At 33.0% G+C, this 19,286-nt stretch carries 18 protein-coding genes; 10 read left to right on the top strand and 8 right to left on the bottom strand.

The genetic code is table 11. From position 1 onward, the window contains the following. Nucleotides 1-34 precede the first annotated feature (34 nt). On the bottom strand, nt 35-1,273 hold the full coding sequence (locus HMPREF2663_RS08140) for an LCP family protein (protein ID WP_002490056.1): 1,239 nt from the start codon (nt 1,271-1,273) through the stop codon (nt 35-37). A gap of 806 nt (nt 1,274-2,079) precedes the next feature. Between HMPREF2663_RS08140 and HMPREF2663_RS08135 the strand changes: the two genes are divergently transcribed. After that, the gene (locus HMPREF2663_RS08135) at nt 2,080-3,282 is read left to right on the top strand and encodes a serine hydrolase domain-containing protein (RefSeq protein ID WP_002446141.1); all 1,203 of its coding nucleotides are present in this window, start codon (nt 2,080-2,082) and stop codon (nt 3,280-3,282) included. A 156-nt stretch (nt 3,283-3,438) separates the two neighbouring features. Here HMPREF2663_RS08135 and rihC read toward each other — a convergent pair whose 3' ends face one another. The 7 genes from rihC to folD form a co-directional block, all read right to left on the bottom strand. Further along, the gene (rihC, locus tag HMPREF2663_RS08130; protein WP_002446142.1) at nt 3,439-4,347 is read right to left on the bottom strand and encodes a ribonucleoside hydrolase RihC; all 909 of its coding nucleotides are present in this window, start codon (nt 4,345-4,347) and stop codon (nt 3,439-3,441) included. A gap of 180 nt (nt 4,348-4,527) precedes the next feature. Beyond that, nucleotides 4,528-4,818: a cytochrome aa3 quinol oxidase subunit IV gene (qoxD, locus tag HMPREF2663_RS08125; protein ID WP_001831700.1), complete on the bottom strand. Its 291-nt coding sequence runs from the start codon at nt 4,816-4,818 to the stop codon at nt 4,528-4,530. Continuing rightward, the gene (gene qoxC, locus HMPREF2663_RS08120; protein WP_001831738.1) at nt 4,815-5,420 is read right to left on the bottom strand and encodes a cytochrome aa3 quinol oxidase subunit III; all 606 of its coding nucleotides are present in this window, start codon (nt 5,418-5,420) and stop codon (nt 4,815-4,817) included. Before qoxC ends, qoxD begins: the two co-directional genes overlap by 4 nt. Then, nucleotides 5,410-7,398, bottom strand: a complete 1,989-nt coding sequence (gene qoxB / locus HMPREF2663_RS08115) for a cytochrome aa3 quinol oxidase subunit I (RefSeq protein WP_002446144.1) — start codon at nt 7,396-7,398, stop codon at nt 5,410-5,412. Before qoxB ends, qoxC begins: the two co-directional genes overlap by 11 nt. Then, nucleotides 7,398-8,522 carry a cytochrome aa3 quinol oxidase subunit II gene (qoxA, locus tag HMPREF2663_RS08110; protein ID WP_001831736.1) on the bottom strand — a complete coding sequence of 375 codons (1,125 nt, stop codon included), beginning with the start codon at nt 8,520-8,522 and terminating at the stop codon, nt 7,398-7,400. Before qoxA ends, qoxB begins: the two co-directional genes overlap by 1 nt. Before the next feature lie 536 nt (nt 8,523-9,058). Then, complete coding sequence (locus HMPREF2663_RS08105; RefSeq protein WP_001831741.1) at nt 9,059-9,376, bottom strand: DUF5011 domain-containing protein; 318 nt, start codon at nt 9,374-9,376, stop codon at nt 9,059-9,061. A gap of 374 nt (nt 9,377-9,750) precedes the next feature. Then, the gene (gene folD, locus HMPREF2663_RS08100; protein ID WP_002486581.1) at nt 9,751-10,611 is read right to left on the bottom strand and encodes a bifunctional methylenetetrahydrofolate dehydrogenase/methenyltetrahydrofolate cyclohydrolase FolD; all 861 of its coding nucleotides are present in this window, start codon (nt 10,609-10,611) and stop codon (nt 9,751-9,753) included. Between the two features lie 204 nt (nt 10,612-10,815). On the opposite strand from folD, the gene purE reads away from it, so the two are divergent. The 9 genes from purE to purN are packed head-to-tail and all read left to right on the top strand — an operon-like array spanning nt 10,816 to nt 19,285. Then, nucleotides 10,816-11,298 carry a 5-(carboxyamino)imidazole ribonucleotide mutase gene (gene purE / locus HMPREF2663_RS08095; protein WP_002457464.1) on the top strand — a complete coding sequence of 161 codons (483 nt, stop codon included), beginning with the start codon at nt 10,816-10,818 and terminating at the stop codon, nt 11,296-11,298. Beyond that, nucleotides 11,285-12,412: a 5-(carboxyamino)imidazole ribonucleotide synthase gene (purK, locus tag HMPREF2663_RS08090; protein ID WP_070593046.1), complete on the top strand. Its 1,128-nt coding sequence runs from the start codon at nt 11,285-11,287 to the stop codon at nt 12,410-12,412. Before purE ends, purK begins: the two co-directional genes overlap by 14 nt. Beyond that, nucleotides 12,413-13,117 (top strand): phosphoribosylaminoimidazolesuccinocarboxamide synthase, encoded by a 705-nt coding sequence (gene purC, locus HMPREF2663_RS08085; RefSeq protein WP_002486585.1) that lies wholly within the window; start codon nt 12,413-12,415, stop codon nt 13,115-13,117. Next, complete coding sequence (gene purS / locus HMPREF2663_RS08080; protein ID WP_002446149.1) at nt 13,117-13,377, top strand: phosphoribosylformylglycinamidine synthase subunit PurS; 261 nt, start codon at nt 13,117-13,119, stop codon at nt 13,375-13,377. The genes purC and purS overlap by 1 nt, the downstream gene beginning before the upstream one ends. Before the next feature lies 1 nt (nt 13,378). Continuing rightward, a complete protein-coding gene (gene purQ, locus HMPREF2663_RS08075) occupies nt 13,379-14,050 on the top strand; it encodes a phosphoribosylformylglycinamidine synthase I (RefSeq protein WP_070846156.1) in 672 nt (223 codons plus the stop codon). After that, complete coding sequence (purL, locus tag HMPREF2663_RS08070) at nt 14,043-16,232, top strand: phosphoribosylformylglycinamidine synthase subunit PurL (protein ID WP_002496507.1); 2,190 nt, start codon at nt 14,043-14,045, stop codon at nt 16,230-16,232. The genes purQ and purL overlap by 8 nt, the downstream gene beginning before the upstream one ends. After that, nucleotides 16,211-17,695, top strand: a complete 1,485-nt coding sequence (purF, locus tag HMPREF2663_RS08065; RefSeq protein WP_002446152.1) for an amidophosphoribosyltransferase — start codon at nt 16,211-16,213, stop codon at nt 17,693-17,695. Before purL ends, purF begins: the two co-directional genes overlap by 22 nt. Further along, a complete protein-coding gene (gene purM, locus HMPREF2663_RS08060; protein WP_002446153.1) occupies nt 17,688-18,719 on the top strand; it encodes a phosphoribosylformylglycinamidine cyclo-ligase in 1,032 nt (343 codons plus the stop codon). Before purF ends, purM begins: the two co-directional genes overlap by 8 nt. Beyond that, entirely contained in the window at nt 18,719-19,285 is a 567-nt protein-coding gene (gene purN, locus HMPREF2663_RS08055; protein WP_002475231.1) for a phosphoribosylglycinamide formyltransferase, read from the top strand. The genes purM and purN overlap by 1 nt, the downstream gene beginning before the upstream one ends. Nucleotide 19,286: the final 1 nt, after the last annotated feature.

Below are 19,286 nucleotides of genomic sequence, written 5' to 3'. Positions count from 1 at the left end.
TTAAGTATATTTACCACATAAGTTTATATAGCTTTTATTGTGCGTAAGGATAATTGTCATTATTTATCATACCATTTTCACCATTGTCCTGATTGTTGTATTGTTGATTTGGATACTGCTCGTTCCCGTTTAAAGTATTTTGGTCTGTTTGTTCGTTAGTTTGATCTTCTTCATCATTATTTTGTGATGAAGAATCAGACTCTTTCTGACTATCAGTCGATTCCTTTTGGTTCTTACGTAATAAGTCTTCATCTAATTCTGTTAGGGGTACGAGTGAACCATATCGTTTAATGACTCTTTGATCTAAGAAATCGTTTTTGTTTGTTATTTTAGATAAACCTAAATCATTACGTAAAAGATTTGAATATTCCATAATACTTTTTACGCTTGGGTGGTAATAGTATATATCATTTAAGTAGTCATCCTTACCTTTAAGTTGTGATGTTTTAATTTCAGTGTTACCACCAAGATACATTTTTGCTAGAGACTTAATTTCTTTCTGAGTTAAATTATGTTTAGCATTTTTCCCTACAATACTAATAACATTGTCAAGTTTATCTATAGAATTTAAATTTTGAGCTTTTTGGAACAATATTTTAATAAGTTCCATTTGTCTTTGACCACGTTTAAGGTCTGAATCATGATGTCGAGTTCGAGCTACAGCTAATGCTTGGTCGCCGTTTAGCTTTTGGTATCCTTTTTTGATTTTAATTCTACCAGTATCATCACTGTTAGGTTCATTTAGATTATACGGTACGTCATAATATATACCACCTAATTCATCAACTGCTTCAACAAAGGCTTTCATATTAATACGCACATAATAATCTACCGGTACATTCATTGTTGCTTCAACTGAATCCATAGCAGCAAGAGGTCCACCATATGCATGCGCATGTGTTATTTTATCGTAATAGCCAACTTTAGGTATATAACTGATTGTATCTCTAGGTATGCTTAGCATTCTTATTTGATGCTTTTTCTGATTAAAAGTAGATAATATCATAGCATCTGACCTAGAATGTTCTACACTTTGCCCGTTTTTTTCTCTACCTTCATTATCGTCTATACCTAAGAATAAAATTGATATAGGTTGTTTTTCAGGATCAACTTTTGTATCTCTTAAAGTAGACTTTCGTTGAGAATCTTTAGTGTTTTGAGATGACTCAAATGCAGATTCTGAACTTTGATATAATTGAGTAGCAAAAATAATTGGAACAACGAGGAGACCAAAAGATAATAATATTAAAAAATATTTTAAAAATTTGTTCATTGTTAGTACTCCTAGTTAAATTTTAAATATTTCACAAATGATTGATACATAAAAAGTTATGATTTATTAAGTACACTATAGCCTTAAATTGTATTACTTTATTAATCAAATTACAACTCTCATCAACATTTTATTATTACAAAATATTATTGATGAATGATTATAACATTGAGTTAAACAACTTATTGCTTAACTTAATTTTCATATAGTACCAAAGTACTATAGATTTATTTTTAAATAAGTGTATTATCTAATTAAAGTGATTTGTTTATGGCTTTAAGTTATAATAAACTTTAGCTTAATAGCTATAAACATTGTTATAACAAAGCGCAGACGGATTAGTTGTTCATAAAATATATATGTAAGTAATATACTTTAATTACGAATCTTAAATCTGATAATCAAAAAAGTATTTATTAATTAATATAGTAGTTAGATATATTATAACGTTCTTGAACAAGTATGTGTATTCATTGACGTTATGAATATCATAATATTAGTTGCATTGTAATTATTAAAAGTAACTGGATATGTCAAAGATAACCAGAGAATTATGAATTTACAGTTAAAATATTTAAAACTTTCTAATCGGTTAAGTGTAGTCGTGTGATTAAATAAAAAAGTCATTACCATTTTAGCTAGCAAAATATATAAGCATTTATTTTAGATATCTCATCAGGTAATTATTTATTCAAGTGTTTTGGGGTTTAACCTTAAAAATGATAACGAATAATATAATATATTGACATATGATGTGAATAGTCAACAAAATTTTAAGACATTAAAGTGTGAGGCAAACAATAAAGATGAAATTAAATAAATTTAAAATCGTATTTTTTATTATCGTATTATTAACTTTAGTCGTGTCAATAGGTATATTAGGTGTTGAATGGACAAGACACCTAGAATTAAAAAAACAAACGTTAAGTCAAGAAAGTGGAAATACGAATTATATTGAAAAGAGAGATAAGACAGCTGAGAAGCCTAAAAAACTAAAAACTAAATATGACAAAAAAGATCCCATTTCTAAATCGATAAACAAATATTTAGAAAAAACTCAATTTAATGGAACTGTAGCTGTATTTGATAATGGAAAAGTGAAAATGAATAAAGGATATGGTTATCAAGATATAGAGAAAGGTAAAAAGAACACTGCAAATACAATGTATTTAATAGGATCAGCGCAAAAATTTACAACAGGTTTAATGCTAAAGCAACTTGAAGTCGAAAATAAAGTGAATTTGCAAGATTCAGTCACTAAATATATTCCTTGGTTTAAAACAAATAAAGAAATTACAATTAAAGATTTAATGTTACATAAAAGTGGACTATATAAATATGAAGCTTCAACTAATATCAAAAATTTAGAACAAGCTGTTAGAGCAATTCAAGCTCGAGGTATTGATGATACAGTTTATCATAAGCATCAGTATAATGATGCTAATTATTTAGTTTTAGCTAAAGTTATTGAAAATGTTACTGGAAAACCATATGTTAAAAATTATTATGAACGATTAGGTAATAAATATAATCTCAAACATACTGCTTTTTATGACGAAAAACCTCTTCAAAGTGAGATGGCAAAAGGTTATAAGTTTAAAAATAATACTTTTTCATTCCTTAAACCTAATATATTAGATCAATATTATGGAGCTGGTAATTTATATATGACGCCACATGATATGGGCAAATTAATTTATACATTGCAACAAAATAAAATCTTTAATGCGCGTCAAACTCGACCTATTTTACATGAATTTGGGACTCAAGAATATCCAGAAGAATATAGATATGGTTTTTACATAACTCCGTATTTAAATAGAGTCAACGGGGTATTCTTTGGTCAAATTTTTACTGTTTACTTTAATGATCGTTATATTGTCATTTTAGGGACGAATGTAAGTAATACACCTGGATTAGTAAGTAATGAAAACAAAATGAGACATATTTTCTATAATATTCTTGACCAGAAAAAGCCTTATAATACAGCAGGTGTTAAAGTTGAGTAATTGTAATTTTGTTAATAATGGATTAGACTCGTTATTTTTTATTTACAAGGTTAGTCTTCAATAAATTATATATAACGAATGCCCGGGACTTCAATGTGAAGTGTAACCGGGCATTTGTTATATGATTAATAAAATAACATTCAAATTGCAATTTAATTATTTACAATAAGAAAGGGCGTTTAAGAATAAATCCTCATACTGTCTTTCAACAGGACTTAAAACAACTGTACAATTGGGATACTCCGTATTAAAATCTACCACTGTGGCTCCTCTTGTAAAGTTGCCACTTAATTCTATTTGAGTATACGCCTCCTTGACATTAAAGGCTTCTGGATCCAACAAATATAATATAGTGAATACATCGTATAATTTGAATCCTATATCAAAATCTTCACTCTTATAGTGCTGAAATAAATTATATAACATGCTTGAAGTTGCATTTGTATCTTTGAAGTCTTTTACAAAATGGTGAGTAAACAATGCTTCACGAGCCAAATCAAGACCAATCATAGTCAAAGGTAATCCAGAGTTAAATACAATTTGAGCAGCTTCTGGATCACAATATATATTAAATTCAGCTAAAGGCGTTACATTGCCTCTACCGGTACTACCACCCATTAAAACAATTTCCTTAATAAATGGTTGAACTTCAGGATAACTAGTTAAAAGAATAGCGATATTTGTAAGTGGACCTATGGCAATCAAGGTTAAAGGTTCTTGAGTATTTACTAATAGATTTCTCATTGCTTCAACTGCATGAATCGATGTTAAATCATCTTGATTTATTTGTGGAAAATTGTAACCATCCATACCAGACTCACCATGAATTGATGTAGCTCCAAAAATGTCATTAATCAATGGTTGGGATGCGCCTCTATGTACAGGAACAGAACTATTAAAAAACTTTTTAAGCTTTAGTGCATTTGCTGTCGTTTTCTCAATACCTACATTACCATTCACAGTTGATATCATTTTAACGTCAAATTGAGGGTGTGACAGTGCGATACTAATTGCTGTAGCATCATCTATACCAGGATCTGTATCAATTATAATGGGAATAGACATATCATCATCTCCGTATATCGTAATAATTAAAGCATAACATGGTATGGGATTGTTACGATATAAAAAGAGCCTGAGACTTAAAAGTCTCAGGCTCTTTACATATAAGGTGGAAATGAATCAATAAAGAACAAATATATTCAAATTCATTCTTTATTGAAATCAACCTTGGAAAACTCATCTTTATAAGTGAGAAGAGTGTCCACCTTGCATTACCCAGTATGTTCCGATAACAGTTACTAAAGTAATGATAATTGCAAAGATAACTTTGAACGATTGTAAACGTCCATCTTTACCTTCAGTTAAATGCATGAACATTAATAATTGAAGGGCAGCTTGAATGAAAGCAAAACCAAAGATGATAGTTACCTTAGCATGGAATGTCATATTAGTGTATAGAGTTACAAAAACTGCTAAAAGCGTTAGTACGATAGAAGCAATAAAACCTACTGTATGTTTTACGATTGTATTCATCCGCTATACACCATCCCTATCATATATACGGCAGTAAAGATGAAGACCCAAACAACATCTAGGAAGTGCCAGTATAAACTTACTATAAATAATTTAGGAGCATTGTATGAATCCAAACCACGAGTTCCGATTTGAATTAACAAACAAATAACCCAAACAATACCTAATGATACGTGTGCACCGTGCGTACCTAGTAATATAAAGAAACTAGACCAGAAGGAGCCAATAGTTGGGTTAACACCTTCAGAAGCATAGTGTGCGAATTCGTAAATTTCAAAACCTACGAATACAAGACCTAGGATAACTGTGATAATCATCCAAAACATCATTAAGTTTTGCTTTTCTTGTCGCATGTAGTAAATTGCAATACCACAAGTATAAGAACTAATTAATAATGCAAAAGTCATTATTAAAATCAAATGTAATTCGAATAAATCGGTAGTTAATTTACCACCATATCCGCCACCATGTTGTAACGTTAATAACGTTGCAAATAGGGTACCGAATAACGCAAATTCAGCTGTAAGGAAAATCCAAAAGCCAAGTTTATTTAATTCGCCTTCGTGTGTACGAGAATCAATAGTATTTGCATCATGACTCATGACTTACAGCCTCCCTTTCTTTAATTCGAGCTTCTCTTAAACGAGCTTCAGTTTCTGCAACTTCTGAAGCAGGGATGTGGTAACCATGATCAATTTGGAAACTTCTCCAAATCATAGTAATGAAAATACCTGCTAAACAGATAAGTGCTGGAACAATAGATTCGAAGATTAAGAAGAAACCACCAATAGTCATAAATATACCCATCCAGAATCCTACTGGAGTATTGTTTGGCATATGAATATCTTTGTAGTTATGGTTGTCTAAATAATGACGACCATGTTCCTTCATATCAACGAATGTATCGTAGTCATTCCAATCAGGAGTGATAGCAAAGTTGTATTTAGGTGGAATAGCTGATGCTGTAGACCACTCTAAAGTACGACCAAGTCCATCCCAGTTATCTCCAGTAGCTTCACGTGGAGCTTTGATATGACTATAAACGATACTTGCAACTAGGAATAAGAATCCAATTGCCATCAATAATGCACCGATAGTTGAGATGAAGTTTAGTAACCACCAACCATCAGAAGGCATGTAAGTGTATAGACGACGTGGCATACCATCTAAACCTAGAATGAATTGTGGTAAGAAACAAACGTTAAATCCGATCATGAAGAACCAGAAGCACCATTTGTTTAATGTTTCATTTAACTTGTAGCCCATCATTTTTGGATACCAGAAGATTAAACCAGCTAAGCAGGCAAATACTACACCAGTAACCAATGTATAGTGGAAGTGAGCTACTAAGAAATAAGTATTGTGATATTGATAGTCAGCTGATGCCATTGCAAGCATTACACCAGTAACCCCTCCTAATAAGAAGTTAGGGATGAATGCTAATGAGAATAGCATTGGTGACTCAAATGTAATTCTACCTTTATACAATGTGAGCAACCAGTTAAATAGTTTAACTCCGGTTGGAACACCGATTAACATTGTTGAGATAGAGAAGAATGAGTTAATTAACGCACCATTACCCATAGTGAAGAAATGGTGAACCCAAACTAAGAAACTTAAGAATGCGATACCTGCAGTTGCCCAAATCATACTTTGATGACCGAATAAACGTTTACGGGCAAAAGTAGGGATGATTTCTGAGTACATACCGAATGCTGGCAAAATAACGATATAAACTTCAGGGTGCCCCCATACCCAGAAGAAGTTTGCCCAAAGCATTGGCATACCGCCATTTGCTACAGTGAAGAACTGAGTTCCAAAAATTCTATCAGCAGTCATTAAAGCAAGTGCTACAGTGAACACTGGGAATGCTAATATAACGATTAATGTTGTAATGAATGTTGTTACACTGAACATTGGCATTTGCATAAACTTCATTGTTGGTGTTTTACATCTTAGAATCGTAACAAAGAAGTTGATACCAGTCATTAACGATCCGATACCAGATATTTGAATTGCAATTAAATAATAGTTAACACCTGGACCTGGACTGAATTCACCAGCAAGAGGTGCGTAGTTAGTCCAACCAGCAGCTGGTGATCCACCTACAATAAATGATAGGTTGAATAAAATCATACCAGCGAAGAATAGCCAGAAACTAACGTTATTCATTACAGGAAAGGCAACATCGCGTGCACCAAGTTGTAATGGAATAACAACATTCCATAAACCAAAGATAAATGGCATAGCCATAAATATAATCATAATTACGCCGTGCGTAGTAAATACTTCATTATAGTGGTTTGCTTCCAAGAATTTATTATCTGGAATTGTTAATTGAGTACGTAACATTAACGCATCGATACCACCACGAACGAACATTAATACGGCAGAAATTAAATACATGATACCGATTTTTTTATGGTCTACGGATGTGAACCATTCTTTATATAGATATTTCCATAATTTGAAATAAGATATAACTGCTATAAGGCCGATGACTAAGAATGGCGCAGCAATTTGTGCTGAGATAATCATCCAATTTCCTTTAACTAGTAGTTGATCCCATGGAAAATTCATTAATGTCCACCTCCATGATCATCGTGTTCTTTTTTGTGAAGTTTAGACGCATTTTCGTCTTTTGCTCCCTTAGAAATTTTTTCCATTTCTTTAGAGTTATGATCCTCTTCTTTTTTGAACTCATTATCGTATTTTTCATTGTTGCCGAGAATCATAGGTTTCATACCATGACGTTCATAGTTAGGGTTTGTTATATGAACCTTACGAGCAGGTTTGATTGGTTTATCTTTTACATCTTTGTATAAATCCTCTTCAGCTGTGAAGTTAGGATCTTTTTGTTCAAAGTTGTAACGTTTGTAAGCGTAGAAGATATACTCTGGATCAGCCGCAGGGTCAACAAACGCCATATGTGTACCACTGAATGTTAATTCTTTGTTAGAAGTGCTTGGTAAGAGTTGCTTATCAAAAGTATCTTGACTTAAAGTTTTCTTACCTTTAGCTTCTTTTACCCACTTATCAAAATCATTTTGACTTACAGAGTGAACTTTAAATGTTTGACGAGAGAATCCCTCACCATTGAAGTTTGAGTTACGACCTCTGAAAGTACCTAATTGATCAGCTGTTAAAGTCCAATTCATAGTCATACCAGTCATGGCATATTTCTGACCACCTAATTGTGGAATCCAGAAACTTGTCATTGTATCCATAGATTGAAGCTTGAATACAACTGGTCGATCTTTAGGAATTGTTAATGTGTTAACAGTTTCAATATGTTGATCAGGGTAGGCAAAGAACCATTTATAGCCAGCACTTACTGCATAAACGACAAGTGGATCTTTGTCTTTTTCTGGTGGTTTTTCATAATCGTATAAAGTTTTAACTGTAGGAATAGCTAAAGCAATTACGATTAAAATAGGTACCACAAACCAAATTGTTTCAATTAAAGAATTGTGGTGCATCTTACCAGATTCGCTATTCTTTTTGTAGCTATATTTAAAAATAAAAATAGCGAACATGGAAAGCACTACAGCAACAATAACAAGCATGAAGATTATTGAATAGATAATCAAGAATTTCTGACTGCTTGCTACTGGCCCTTTTGCATTAAAAACTTCTATATTTGAACAACCACTAAGTAAAATTAGTGTGCCAAATAATAGAAGCAAAGACTTAAATTTTGACACTTTTTTTGACCTCCTAATACTACAAATGTAGGGCTTACCAATAATTTTAGTTTATTACACAATATTTACAAGAGTATGTTCAAAAAAAATTACTTATTAATATAATTGAGGTCTGTTAGTCCTAGATATGACGGGGTTTGTAAGATTTGTTAAAATTATGTGTACATTTTGTGAAAATAGACAAATTTAGCAAAATTACATGTAATACAACACATTATTGATAAATCTTATCAATTAGATACAAAAAAGGAATATTACTTATAGAAAAATATAATCTTATATAGAAAGAATTAAGTAGAAGAATATGTCTATAAGATGTGTCTGATTTTAGGTGGGCTAATATTTGGATATATCGTTTTAGTTTATTGATTGAATGTTCTCTTAAGTGATGCATAGTCATATGAAATAATTTCTAATTACAAAAATAAACGCTTATACAATTCATTTTTGTATAAACGTTCTCGTAATTTATATTTCATTAAAATGTATAATAGGTAGAAATTAAACAAAGATTATGTGTGATTAAGAGGAGAGGTTCATTTTACTTCAATATTTCTTATAGAAGTTTTTTCAGCACCATCAGAATCGGTAACTTGGTATTTCACTTTATACTTACCTGCTTTGGATGTATCAACTTGACCATCAATTTTGATTTTATGAGTAAGATCGCCGTCTTCTTTATCGTAAGCACTTATGCCTTTAAGCAAATTATATTCTTGTCCTTTTTCAATAACGATATCGTTAACACCTTTTAATTGAGGTTCAGTATTAGTAGTGGCTTCTGCATTTAAATTGGGTGTCACTAATGTAGCTGAAACTCCAAGTGCTGATAATGACTGTAGTAATTTGTTCATAACTTAACCTCCGTCTATTGAATCATCTATAATTTAAGTTTAATATACCCTATTTTTATTTTGCCGACATCATACTATGGTCTTAATATAACTTAATCAACATAAAAATTAAATCCTTTTTTATGAAAATTTGATAAAGATTATGTAAATTGTGAATTGTTTGAAAACATTTACTGAAATTGAATTCGAAGTTTAGTGCTCAATTAATAAGTATTGTGAATTAGACGAAAATTCGTTGTTATATTTAAATGATTGATAAAGAAAAAATAGCATAAAATCAACTCATAAACTTATGTTCAACTCATTTATGGTTTGGAAGTAATACAGAAAAAGTCCATGACTACGTATTCATGTCACGGGCTTTTTCACTGATATTATTTTGTTAAGCCACGTCTTAATTTCTCTGCAAGAAGGGTGTTATTAAGTACCATTGTAATAGTTAAAGGACCAACACCACCTGGTACCGGAGTAATTGCACTAGCTATTTCTTTTACTTCATCATATGCTACATCTCCTTTTAATTTACCATTTTCATCAGGTGTATTACCAACATCTATAATTACTGCGCCTTCTTTAACATTTTCTTTAGTAACTAAACCAGGTTGTCCTACTGCGCTAACAATCACATCTGCTTGTTTTAAGTGTGCATTCATATTTTTTGTACGTGAATGTAAAATCGTAACAGTTGCGTTAGCTTGCAACAATAACTTTGAAACAGGTTGGCCAACAATATGACTACGACCAATAACAACTGCATTTTTCCCTTCTAAATTAATATCTGCGTGTTTTAAAATTTCCATAATACCTAGGGGTGTACATGGTACAAAGGTTTGCTCATCAATATACAATTTTCCAATATTTATTGGATGGAAACCATCTACATCTTTGTTCGGATTGATAGTTTCAAGTACTTTTTGTTCGCTTACCTGTTTAGGTAATGGCACTTGAACTAAAATACCACTAACAGTATCGTCATTGTTTAATCGATTAAGTTCGCTTAAAACTTCTTCTTCTGACGTGGATTCGTCTAAGTGAACAATTTCAGATATCATTCCAATTTTTTCTGCTGCTTTTTTCTTTGATTTTACATAACTTTGGCTTGCACCATCATTACCAACTAATATGACTGATAATTTTGGAGTAAAACCATGTTCTTTTAATTCATTGACTTGATTTTTAAGTCTCTGTCTATATTCTTTTGCTATTTGCTTACCATCTAAAATTTTAGCAACCACCTTAAATTCCTCCTAATTGTTAATTAATATCTTAACTTTAACATTAATCAAAAAGAAAATGATAGTCAAAATACGTAAATTGATATTTAAATAAGTGTTAAAGTTCGATTTTTGATTGAAAAATACCGAATGGATTGTTATGCTATATGTGTAATATACAACTATTCCTAATAACAATCCAAAAGTTTCGAAAGGGTGTACAAAGTGAAAGTAGCAGTCATTATGGGCAGTTCCTCAGATTGGAAAATTATGAAAGAAAGTTGTTCGATGCTTGAAGAATTTGAAATACCGTACGAAAAGAAAGTCGTTTCAGCTCATCGTACGCCTCAAATGATGTTCAATTTCGCTCGTCAAGCACGTCAAAATGGTTTTGATATCATCATTGCCGGTGCAGGGGGAGCAGCACACTTACCTGGAATGGTAGCTTCCATGACAACATTGCCTGTGATTGGTGTACCAATCGAATCTAAAAGTCTAAAAGGTTTAGATTCATTACTATCTATCGTCCAAATGCCTGGTGGTATACCAGTTGCAACCACAGCAATTGGAAAATCAGGTGCTAAAAATGCTGGGATATTAGCGGCAAGAATGTTAGGAATAACAAATGAATCAGTTCAAAATAATTTGGAAAATTATGAAAAATCTTTAGTCGCAAAAGTGGAGGAAATGCAAAATGAACTTCAGTAAACTTAAATTTGGCGCGACAATAGGAATCATTGGCGGAGGGCAGTTAGGAAAAATGATGGCTCAGTCGGCTCAAAAAATGGGTTATAAGGTGATTGTCTTAGATCCTAATGAAAGTTGCCCATGTCGCTATGTCGCACATCAGTTTATTCATGCAAATTATGATGATGAGCAAGCCTTAAATCAGTTAGGTGAAAATTCTGATGTTGTTACTTACGAGTTTGAAAATATTTCGTCTGAACAATTAAAAAAACTCACTCAGTTATATCATATTCCTCAAGGTTACCAAGCTATTGAACTATTACAAGATAGGCTAACCGAGAAGCAAACATTACTAGAAGCAAATACTCAAATTGTTCCCTTTATACAAATTCAAACAAATCAAGACTTATTAAAAGCCATAGACAAATTAGGCTTTCCGTTCATAGTGAAAACACGTTTTGGTGGATATGATGGTAAAGGACAAATTTTGGTAAGAGATGATTCGGAATTAGACGAAGCATACCAGTTAGTTGAGAAGCAAGAATGTGTTGCTGAACAATATCTCGATATTAAAAAGGAAGTATCTCTTACAGTAACAATTGGAAATGAACAACAAACAACATACTTTCCTCTTCAAGAAAATGAGCATCAAAATCAAATATTATTTAAAACAGTCGTTCCGGCAAGAACTGATAAAGAATATGAAGCACGTAAGGAAGTTGAGAAAATCACTCGCGCAATACATTTTGTTGGAACCTTTACAGTAGAATTCTTTATTGATAAAGAAGATAACTTATATGTAAATGAAATTGCACCTAGACCACATAATTCTGGACACTATTCTATAGAAGCTTGTGATTACTCACAGTTTGATACACATATTCTAGCCATAACTGGTCAAAAACTTCCGCAAGCTATTGAATTATTAAAGCCAACAGTAATGATGAATTTATTAGGTCGGGATTTGGATTTGCTTGAAAATGAATTTAGCAGACACCCAGATTGGCATATTCACATTTACGGTAAGAAAGAAAGAAAACCTGATAGAAAAATGGGACATATGACTATACTGACGGATGATGTCAATCAAACAGAACAATATATGTTAATGAAATTTGAAGGGAGAGACAAGTAAGTGTCATTGTTATATGAAGGTAAAGCTAAAAGAGTATTCACGACAAATATTGATGGTCAATTACGAGTTGAATATAAAGATGAAGTAACAGCAGGAAACGGTGCAAAAAAAGATACTATGATTGGCAAGGGTAAGTTAAATAATCAAATTACTTCTATTATATTTGATTATTTAACTCATAATCATATTGACAATCACTTTATTAAACAACTATCACAAACAGAACAACTCGTCCAACAAGTTGATATTATACCTTTAGAAGTAGTTGTTAGAAACATTGCCACTGGTTCGATAACAAAGCGTCTTGGTTTTAAAAAAGGGCATAAATTTGAAGAACCTTTAGTAGAATTCTTCTACAAAAAAGATGAACTTAATGATCCGCTTATTACTGATGACCATGTAAAATTACTCGGCATAGCGAACGATGAAGAAATAACACAACTTAAACAAATGGCTAAAGACATTAACCAAGTACTGATTCAATTGATGAATGAAATGAGTTTGAGACTTGTAGATTTTAAGGTTGAATTTGGTAAAACCAATAGTGGAAAAATTTTACTTGCAGATGAAATCTCTCCCGACACTTGCAGAATATGGGATAAAAATACGGATACTAACTTTGATAAAGATGTATATAGAAACAACACTGGCTCGCTTATTGAAACTTATCAAACATTTTTAAATAAATTGGAGGATCTTAAATAATGAAAACGATTGAACTACATATCACTTTACAACCACAGGTTTTAGATACACAAGGACAAGCTTTAAACCGAGCAGTTCACGATCTTGGTTATGAACAAGTGAATGACATTCGAGTAGGTAAAGTTTTGTATATGACAGTTAATGAACCAACTGACGAAGCTGTTGATAATATTATTACGACACTAAGTGAAAAGTTATTTGCCAATACAGTCATTGAAGAATATAGCTATAAAGTTATTGATGAAAAGGAGCAAGCATAATATGAAATTTGCAGTTCTTGTGTTCCCTGGTTCAAACTGCGATAGAGACATGTATAATGCAGCTATTAAATCAGGTGTTGATGCAGCATATGTCGATTATCGTGAAAAGACTTTAGATGGTTTTGATGGTGTTTTAATACCTGGTGGTTTTTCATTTGGTGATTATTTGAGATCAGGAGCTATGGCAAGTGTTGCTCCGATTATTAAAGAAGTTAAGCGATTTGCGAAAGAAGGTAAGCCTGTTTTAGGAGTATGTAATGGGTTTCAAATTTTAACTGAGATTGGATTGTTACCAGGCGCATTACTTCATAATGACTCACATTTATTTATTAGTAGAAACGAAAATTTAAAAATTACTAATAATCAAACACCTTTTACGCATTTATATATGAAAAATGAGAATGTTGTTTATCCTGTAGCACATGGTGAAGGTCATTATTATTGTACTGATGAAATATATCGTGAACTCAACGACAACAATCAAATTATCCTTAAATATACGAATAACCCTAATGGATCTTATGAAGATATTGCAGGAATAGTTAATAAAGAGGGTAACGTTTGTGGGATGATGCCACACCCTGAACGCGCACTTGAAACATTGTTAGGAACAAATAGCGGTGTGAAATTGTTTGAATCAATGGTGAAAAGTTGGAGGGAACAAAATGTCTAAATTTATTGAACCAAGTAATGAAGAGATTAAACTTGAAAAACTTTATCAAGATATGGGATTAAGTGATAAAGAATATGACAAAGTGGTTGAAATTCTTGGTAGAGAACCCAACTTCACAGAAGTAGGAATTTTCTCAGTGATGTGGAGCGAACATTGCTCATATAAACATTCTAAACCATTTTTAAAACAATTTCCTACGACAGGAGAGCACGTATTAATGGGACCAGGAGAAGGTGCAGGTGTTGTAGATATAGGCGATAATCAAGCCGTAGTATTTAAAGTCGAGTCTCACAATCATCCATCTGCAATTGAACCTTATCAGGGTGCGGCAACTGGAGTTGGAGGTATTATTAGAGATATTGTTTCAATTGGTGCTCGTCCAATTAATTTACTAAATAGTCTTCGTTTTGGTGAGTTAACTGTAAAACAAAATCAACGATTACTTAAAGGTGTTGTAAGTGGTATTGGGGGATATGGAAACTGTATTGGCATTCCTACTACGGCTGGAGAGATTGAATTTGATGAACGCTATGATGGTAATCCATTAGTCAATGCTATGTGTGTAGGAATTATTGATCATGATATGGTCCAAAAAGGAACAGCTAAGGGTGTTGGTAATTCCGTTATATATGTAGGTTTAAAAACTGGGCGTGACGGTATTCATGGCGCAACATTTGCATCTGAAGAACTTACTGAGGAAAGTGAAAGTAAAAGACCTTCAGTACAAATTGGTGATCCATTTGTAGGCAAAAAGCTAATGGAAGCAACATTAGAAGCAATTACCTTTGATGAACTAGTAGGTATACAAGATATGGGAGCAGCTGGTTTAACTTCATCTTCATCTGAAATGGCAGCTAAAGGTGGTAGTGGTTTACATTTAAGACTTGATCAAGTTCCAACAAGAGAACCAGGAATTTCCCCATATGAAATGATGCTTTCTGAAACACAAGAAAGAATGCTGTTAGTTGTAGAAAAAGGTACAGAACAAAAGTTTTTAGATTTATTCAATAAACACGAACTAGATAGTGCAGTAATAGGCGAAGTAACAGACACTGACAGATTCGTGCTTACATACGATGATGAAGTGTATGCAGACATTCCTGTGCAACCTCTTGCTGATGAAGCACCAGTGTATATTTTAGAAGGGGAAGAAAAGGAATACAATACATCTAAAAACGATTACAGCGATATAGATGTACATGATACATTTATCAAGTTATTACAACACCCAACAATAGCATCTAAACATCACTTATATGAACAATATGATCAACAAGTAGGGGCAAATACAATTATTAAGCCAGGTTTACAAGCTTCAGTTGTGCGCGTAGAAGGAACACAAAAAGCTATTGCTTCAACTATAGATGGTGAAGCACGTTATGTTTTCAACCAACCTTATGAAGGTGGAAAAATGGTTGTTGCTGAAGCCTATCGAAATTTAATTGCAGTCGGGGCGACACCATTAGCTATGACTGATTGTCTAAACTATGGTTCTCCAGAGAAGAAAGAAATCTATCAACAATTAATAGATTCCACTAAAGGGATGTCAGAAGCTTGTAAAGTGCTTCAAACTCCTGTAGTTTCAGGAAATGTTTCATTATATAACGAGACACGTGGAACCTCTATCTTCCCTACACCTGTCGTAGGAATGGTTGGTCTTATTGAAGACGTGAGCTATCTAAAAGAGTTTAAACCTAAAGCAGGAGATAAAATTTATTTAGTTGGTGAAACACGTGATGACTTTGGTGGTAGTCAATTGGAAAAATTGTTGTATGGATCAGTTAATCATGAGTTCGAATCTATTGATTTAAGTGATGAAGTTTCAAAAGGAAAATCAATCAAACAGGCTATTCGTAATGGCATTGCATCTCATGTACAAACGGTTGGTAAGGGAGGCTTATTAGTTACTTTAGCTAAAATTAGTGCCCATTATCATTTAGGTATGCAAGCTCAATTAGATGTGACCAATGCACAATTATTTAGTGAAACTCAAGGACGATATATTGTGATTGTTAAAGAAGGGCAAACGTTGGATATAGATCAAGCTCAAGAAATTGGGCAATTAACTCATCAGCAGTCATTTGATATATCAAACTCAGACGTAAAAATAAAAGAAAACGTTTCAGATATCAAACAAAAATGGGAAGGGGCTATAGTTCAATGTCTAACTACTCAGGATTAAATGAAGAATGTGGCGTTTTCGGTATTTGGAATCATCCTGAAGCAGCACAGTTAACATATATGGGTCTACATAGTTTGCAACACAGAGGTCAAGAGGGTGCAGGTATTGTAGTTTCAAATCACGAAACGCTAAAAGGTGAACGAGGATTAGGCTTATTAACTGAAGCAATTAAAGACGAACATATGTCAAATATAAAAGGTTATCCACATGCGATAGGACATGTTCGTTACGCAACCTCTGGTAATAAAGGCATTGAAAATATCCAACCATTTTTATATCACTTTTATGATATGAGCGTAGGTATATGTCACAACGGTAATTTAATTAATGCTAAATCACTACGTCAAAATTTAGAAGAACAAGGTGCGATTTTCCATTCTTCTTCTGACACTGAGGTCATTATGCACTTAATTCGTCGCAGTAAGGCGCCGACATTTGAAGAAGCATTGAAAGAGAGTTTGCGACTCATTAAGGGTGGATTTACTTTTGCAATCCTAACAAAAGATGCATTGTACGGTGCAGTAGATCCTAATGCTATTCGACCATTAGTAGTTGGAAAAATGGAGAACGGTGCTTATATTTTAGCAAGTGAAACATGCGCGATTGATGTTTTAGGTGCTGAATTTGTACAAGATATCCATGCAGGTGAGTATGTAGTTATTACGGATGAAGGTATAGAAGTTAAGACATACACAAGACAAACGACAACTGCAATATCAGCTATGGAATATATTTATTTTGCGAGACCTGATTCAACGATTGCTGGAAAAAATGTTCATGCAGTACGAAAAGCATCAGGTAAACGTTTAGCACAGGAAAACCCAGCAAAAGCAGATATGGTAATAGGCGTACCTAATTCATCATTATCTGCAGCAAGTGGCTATGCTGAAGAAATAGGACTGCCATATGAAATGGGACTAGTTAAAAATCAATATGTTGCTCGAACTTTTATACAACCCACTCAGGAATTAAGAGAGCAAGGTGTACGTGTAAAACTGTCGGCTGTTAAGGATATTGTTGATGGTAAAGATATCGTACTTGTAGATGATTCGATTGTTCGAGGTACAACGATTAAACGCATAGTTAAAATGCTTAAGGATTCAGGAGCTAACCGTATTCACGTAAGAATTGCTTCTCCCGAATTTATGTTCCCTAGTTTTTATGGTATTGACGTATCTACAACAGCTGAACTCATCTCAGCAAGTAAGTCTCCAGAGGAAATTAAAAATCATATTGGTGCAGATTCTCTTGCTTATTTAAGTGTTGATGGCTTAATCGAGTCTATAGGACTTGATTATGATGCGCCATATCATGGCTTGTGTGTAGAAAGTTTTACAGGTGATTATCCAGCAGGACTTTACGATTATGAAAAAAATTATAAAAAGCATTTAAGTGAACGTCAAAAATCATATATAGCTAATAATAAACATTATTTTGATAGTGAGGGAAATTTGCATGTCTAAAGCATATGAGGAATCTGGTGTAAATATTCAAGCAGGATATGAAGCAGTTGAGAGAATAACAAGTCATGTTGAACGTACATTGCGTAAAGAAGTATTAGGTGGTTTAGGTGGATTTGGTGCAACATTTGATTTGTCCCAATTAAATATGAAAGCGCCAGTTCTGGTATCAGGTACTGACGGTGTGGGTACAAAGTTAAAATTAGCAATTGACTATGGAAAGCATGACACAATTGGTATTGATGCTGTCGCAATGTGTGTAAATGATATTTTAACAACAGGTGCTGAGCCTTTATACTTTTTAGACTATATTGCCACGAATAAAGTAGTGCCAAGTACCATAGAGCAAATCGTTAAAGGTATAAGTGACGGTTGTGAACAAACCAATACGGCACTTATAGGCGGTGAAACTGCTGAAATGGGAGAAATGTATCATGAAGGTGAATATGATATTGCTGGTTTTGCAGTAGGCGCTGTAGAGAAAGAGGACTATATTGATGGTTCGAATGTTGAAGAAGGACAAGCAATTATTGGTTTAGCTTCAAATGGTATTCATTCCAATGGTTATAGTCTAGTCAGAAAAATGATAAAAGAGTCAGGAGTTCAATTACATGATCAATTTAATGGTCAAACCTTTTTAGAAACCTTCCTTGCACCAACAAAATTGTATGTAAAGCCTATTCTTGAATTAAAGAAACATGTTGATATCAAAGCGATGAGCCATATTACCGGTGGAGGTTTTTATGAAAATATTCCGCGTGCCCTTCCTAAAGGTTTATCAGCAAAAATAGATACACAATCATTCCCAACGTTAGAAGTCTTCGATTGGCTTCAAAAACAGGGCAACATTTCAACGAATGAAATGTATAACATATTTAATATGGGCATTGGATATATAGTTATTGTTGACAAAAAAGATGTTCAAACAACATTAACAACGTTACGTGCAATGGATACAACTGCATATGAAATTGGTGAAATTATAAAAGATGATGATACACCTATTCATTTATTGGAGGTAGAATAGTGACCAATATCGCGATTTTTGCCTCAGGATCAGGTAGTAACTTTGAAAATATCGTAAAACATATTCAATCAGGGCAATTGTCTGGTATCAATGTAACGGCATTGTATACAGATAATGAAGGGGTACCCTGTATTGATAGAGCTAAAAATTTAAATATTCCAATTCATATTAACAAGCCAAAAGACTTTTCATCCAAATCTTTATATGAACAGCATCTACTTAAATTATTATCCAGTGAGGAAGTTCAGTGGATTGTATTAGCTGGTTATATGAGATTAATTGGACAAGACTTATTACAAGCTTATGAAGGACGGATATTAAATATACATCCCTCATTATTACCTAAATTCAAAGGTTTAGATGCCATAGGACAAGCGTTAGAGAGTGGAGATACTGTCACTGGATCAACTGTCCATTATGTAGATAGTGGGATGGATACGGGAGAAATTATTGAACAACAGCAATGTGATATAAAACCGGACGATACTAAAGAACAATTAGAAGATAGAGTAAAACATTTAGAATATGAACTTTATCCAAGAGTTATAGCTAAAATCATTAAATAGA

Origin of the sequence: Staphylococcus sp. HMSC077D08 (assembly GCF_001837945.1) — a bacterium.
Classification (GTDB): Bacteria; Bacillota; Bacilli; order Staphylococcales; family Staphylococcaceae; genus Staphylococcus; species Staphylococcus epidermidis.
Note: the sequence above shows the minus strand (reverse complement) of the source record. Positions and strands in the feature narration are given on the sequence as shown.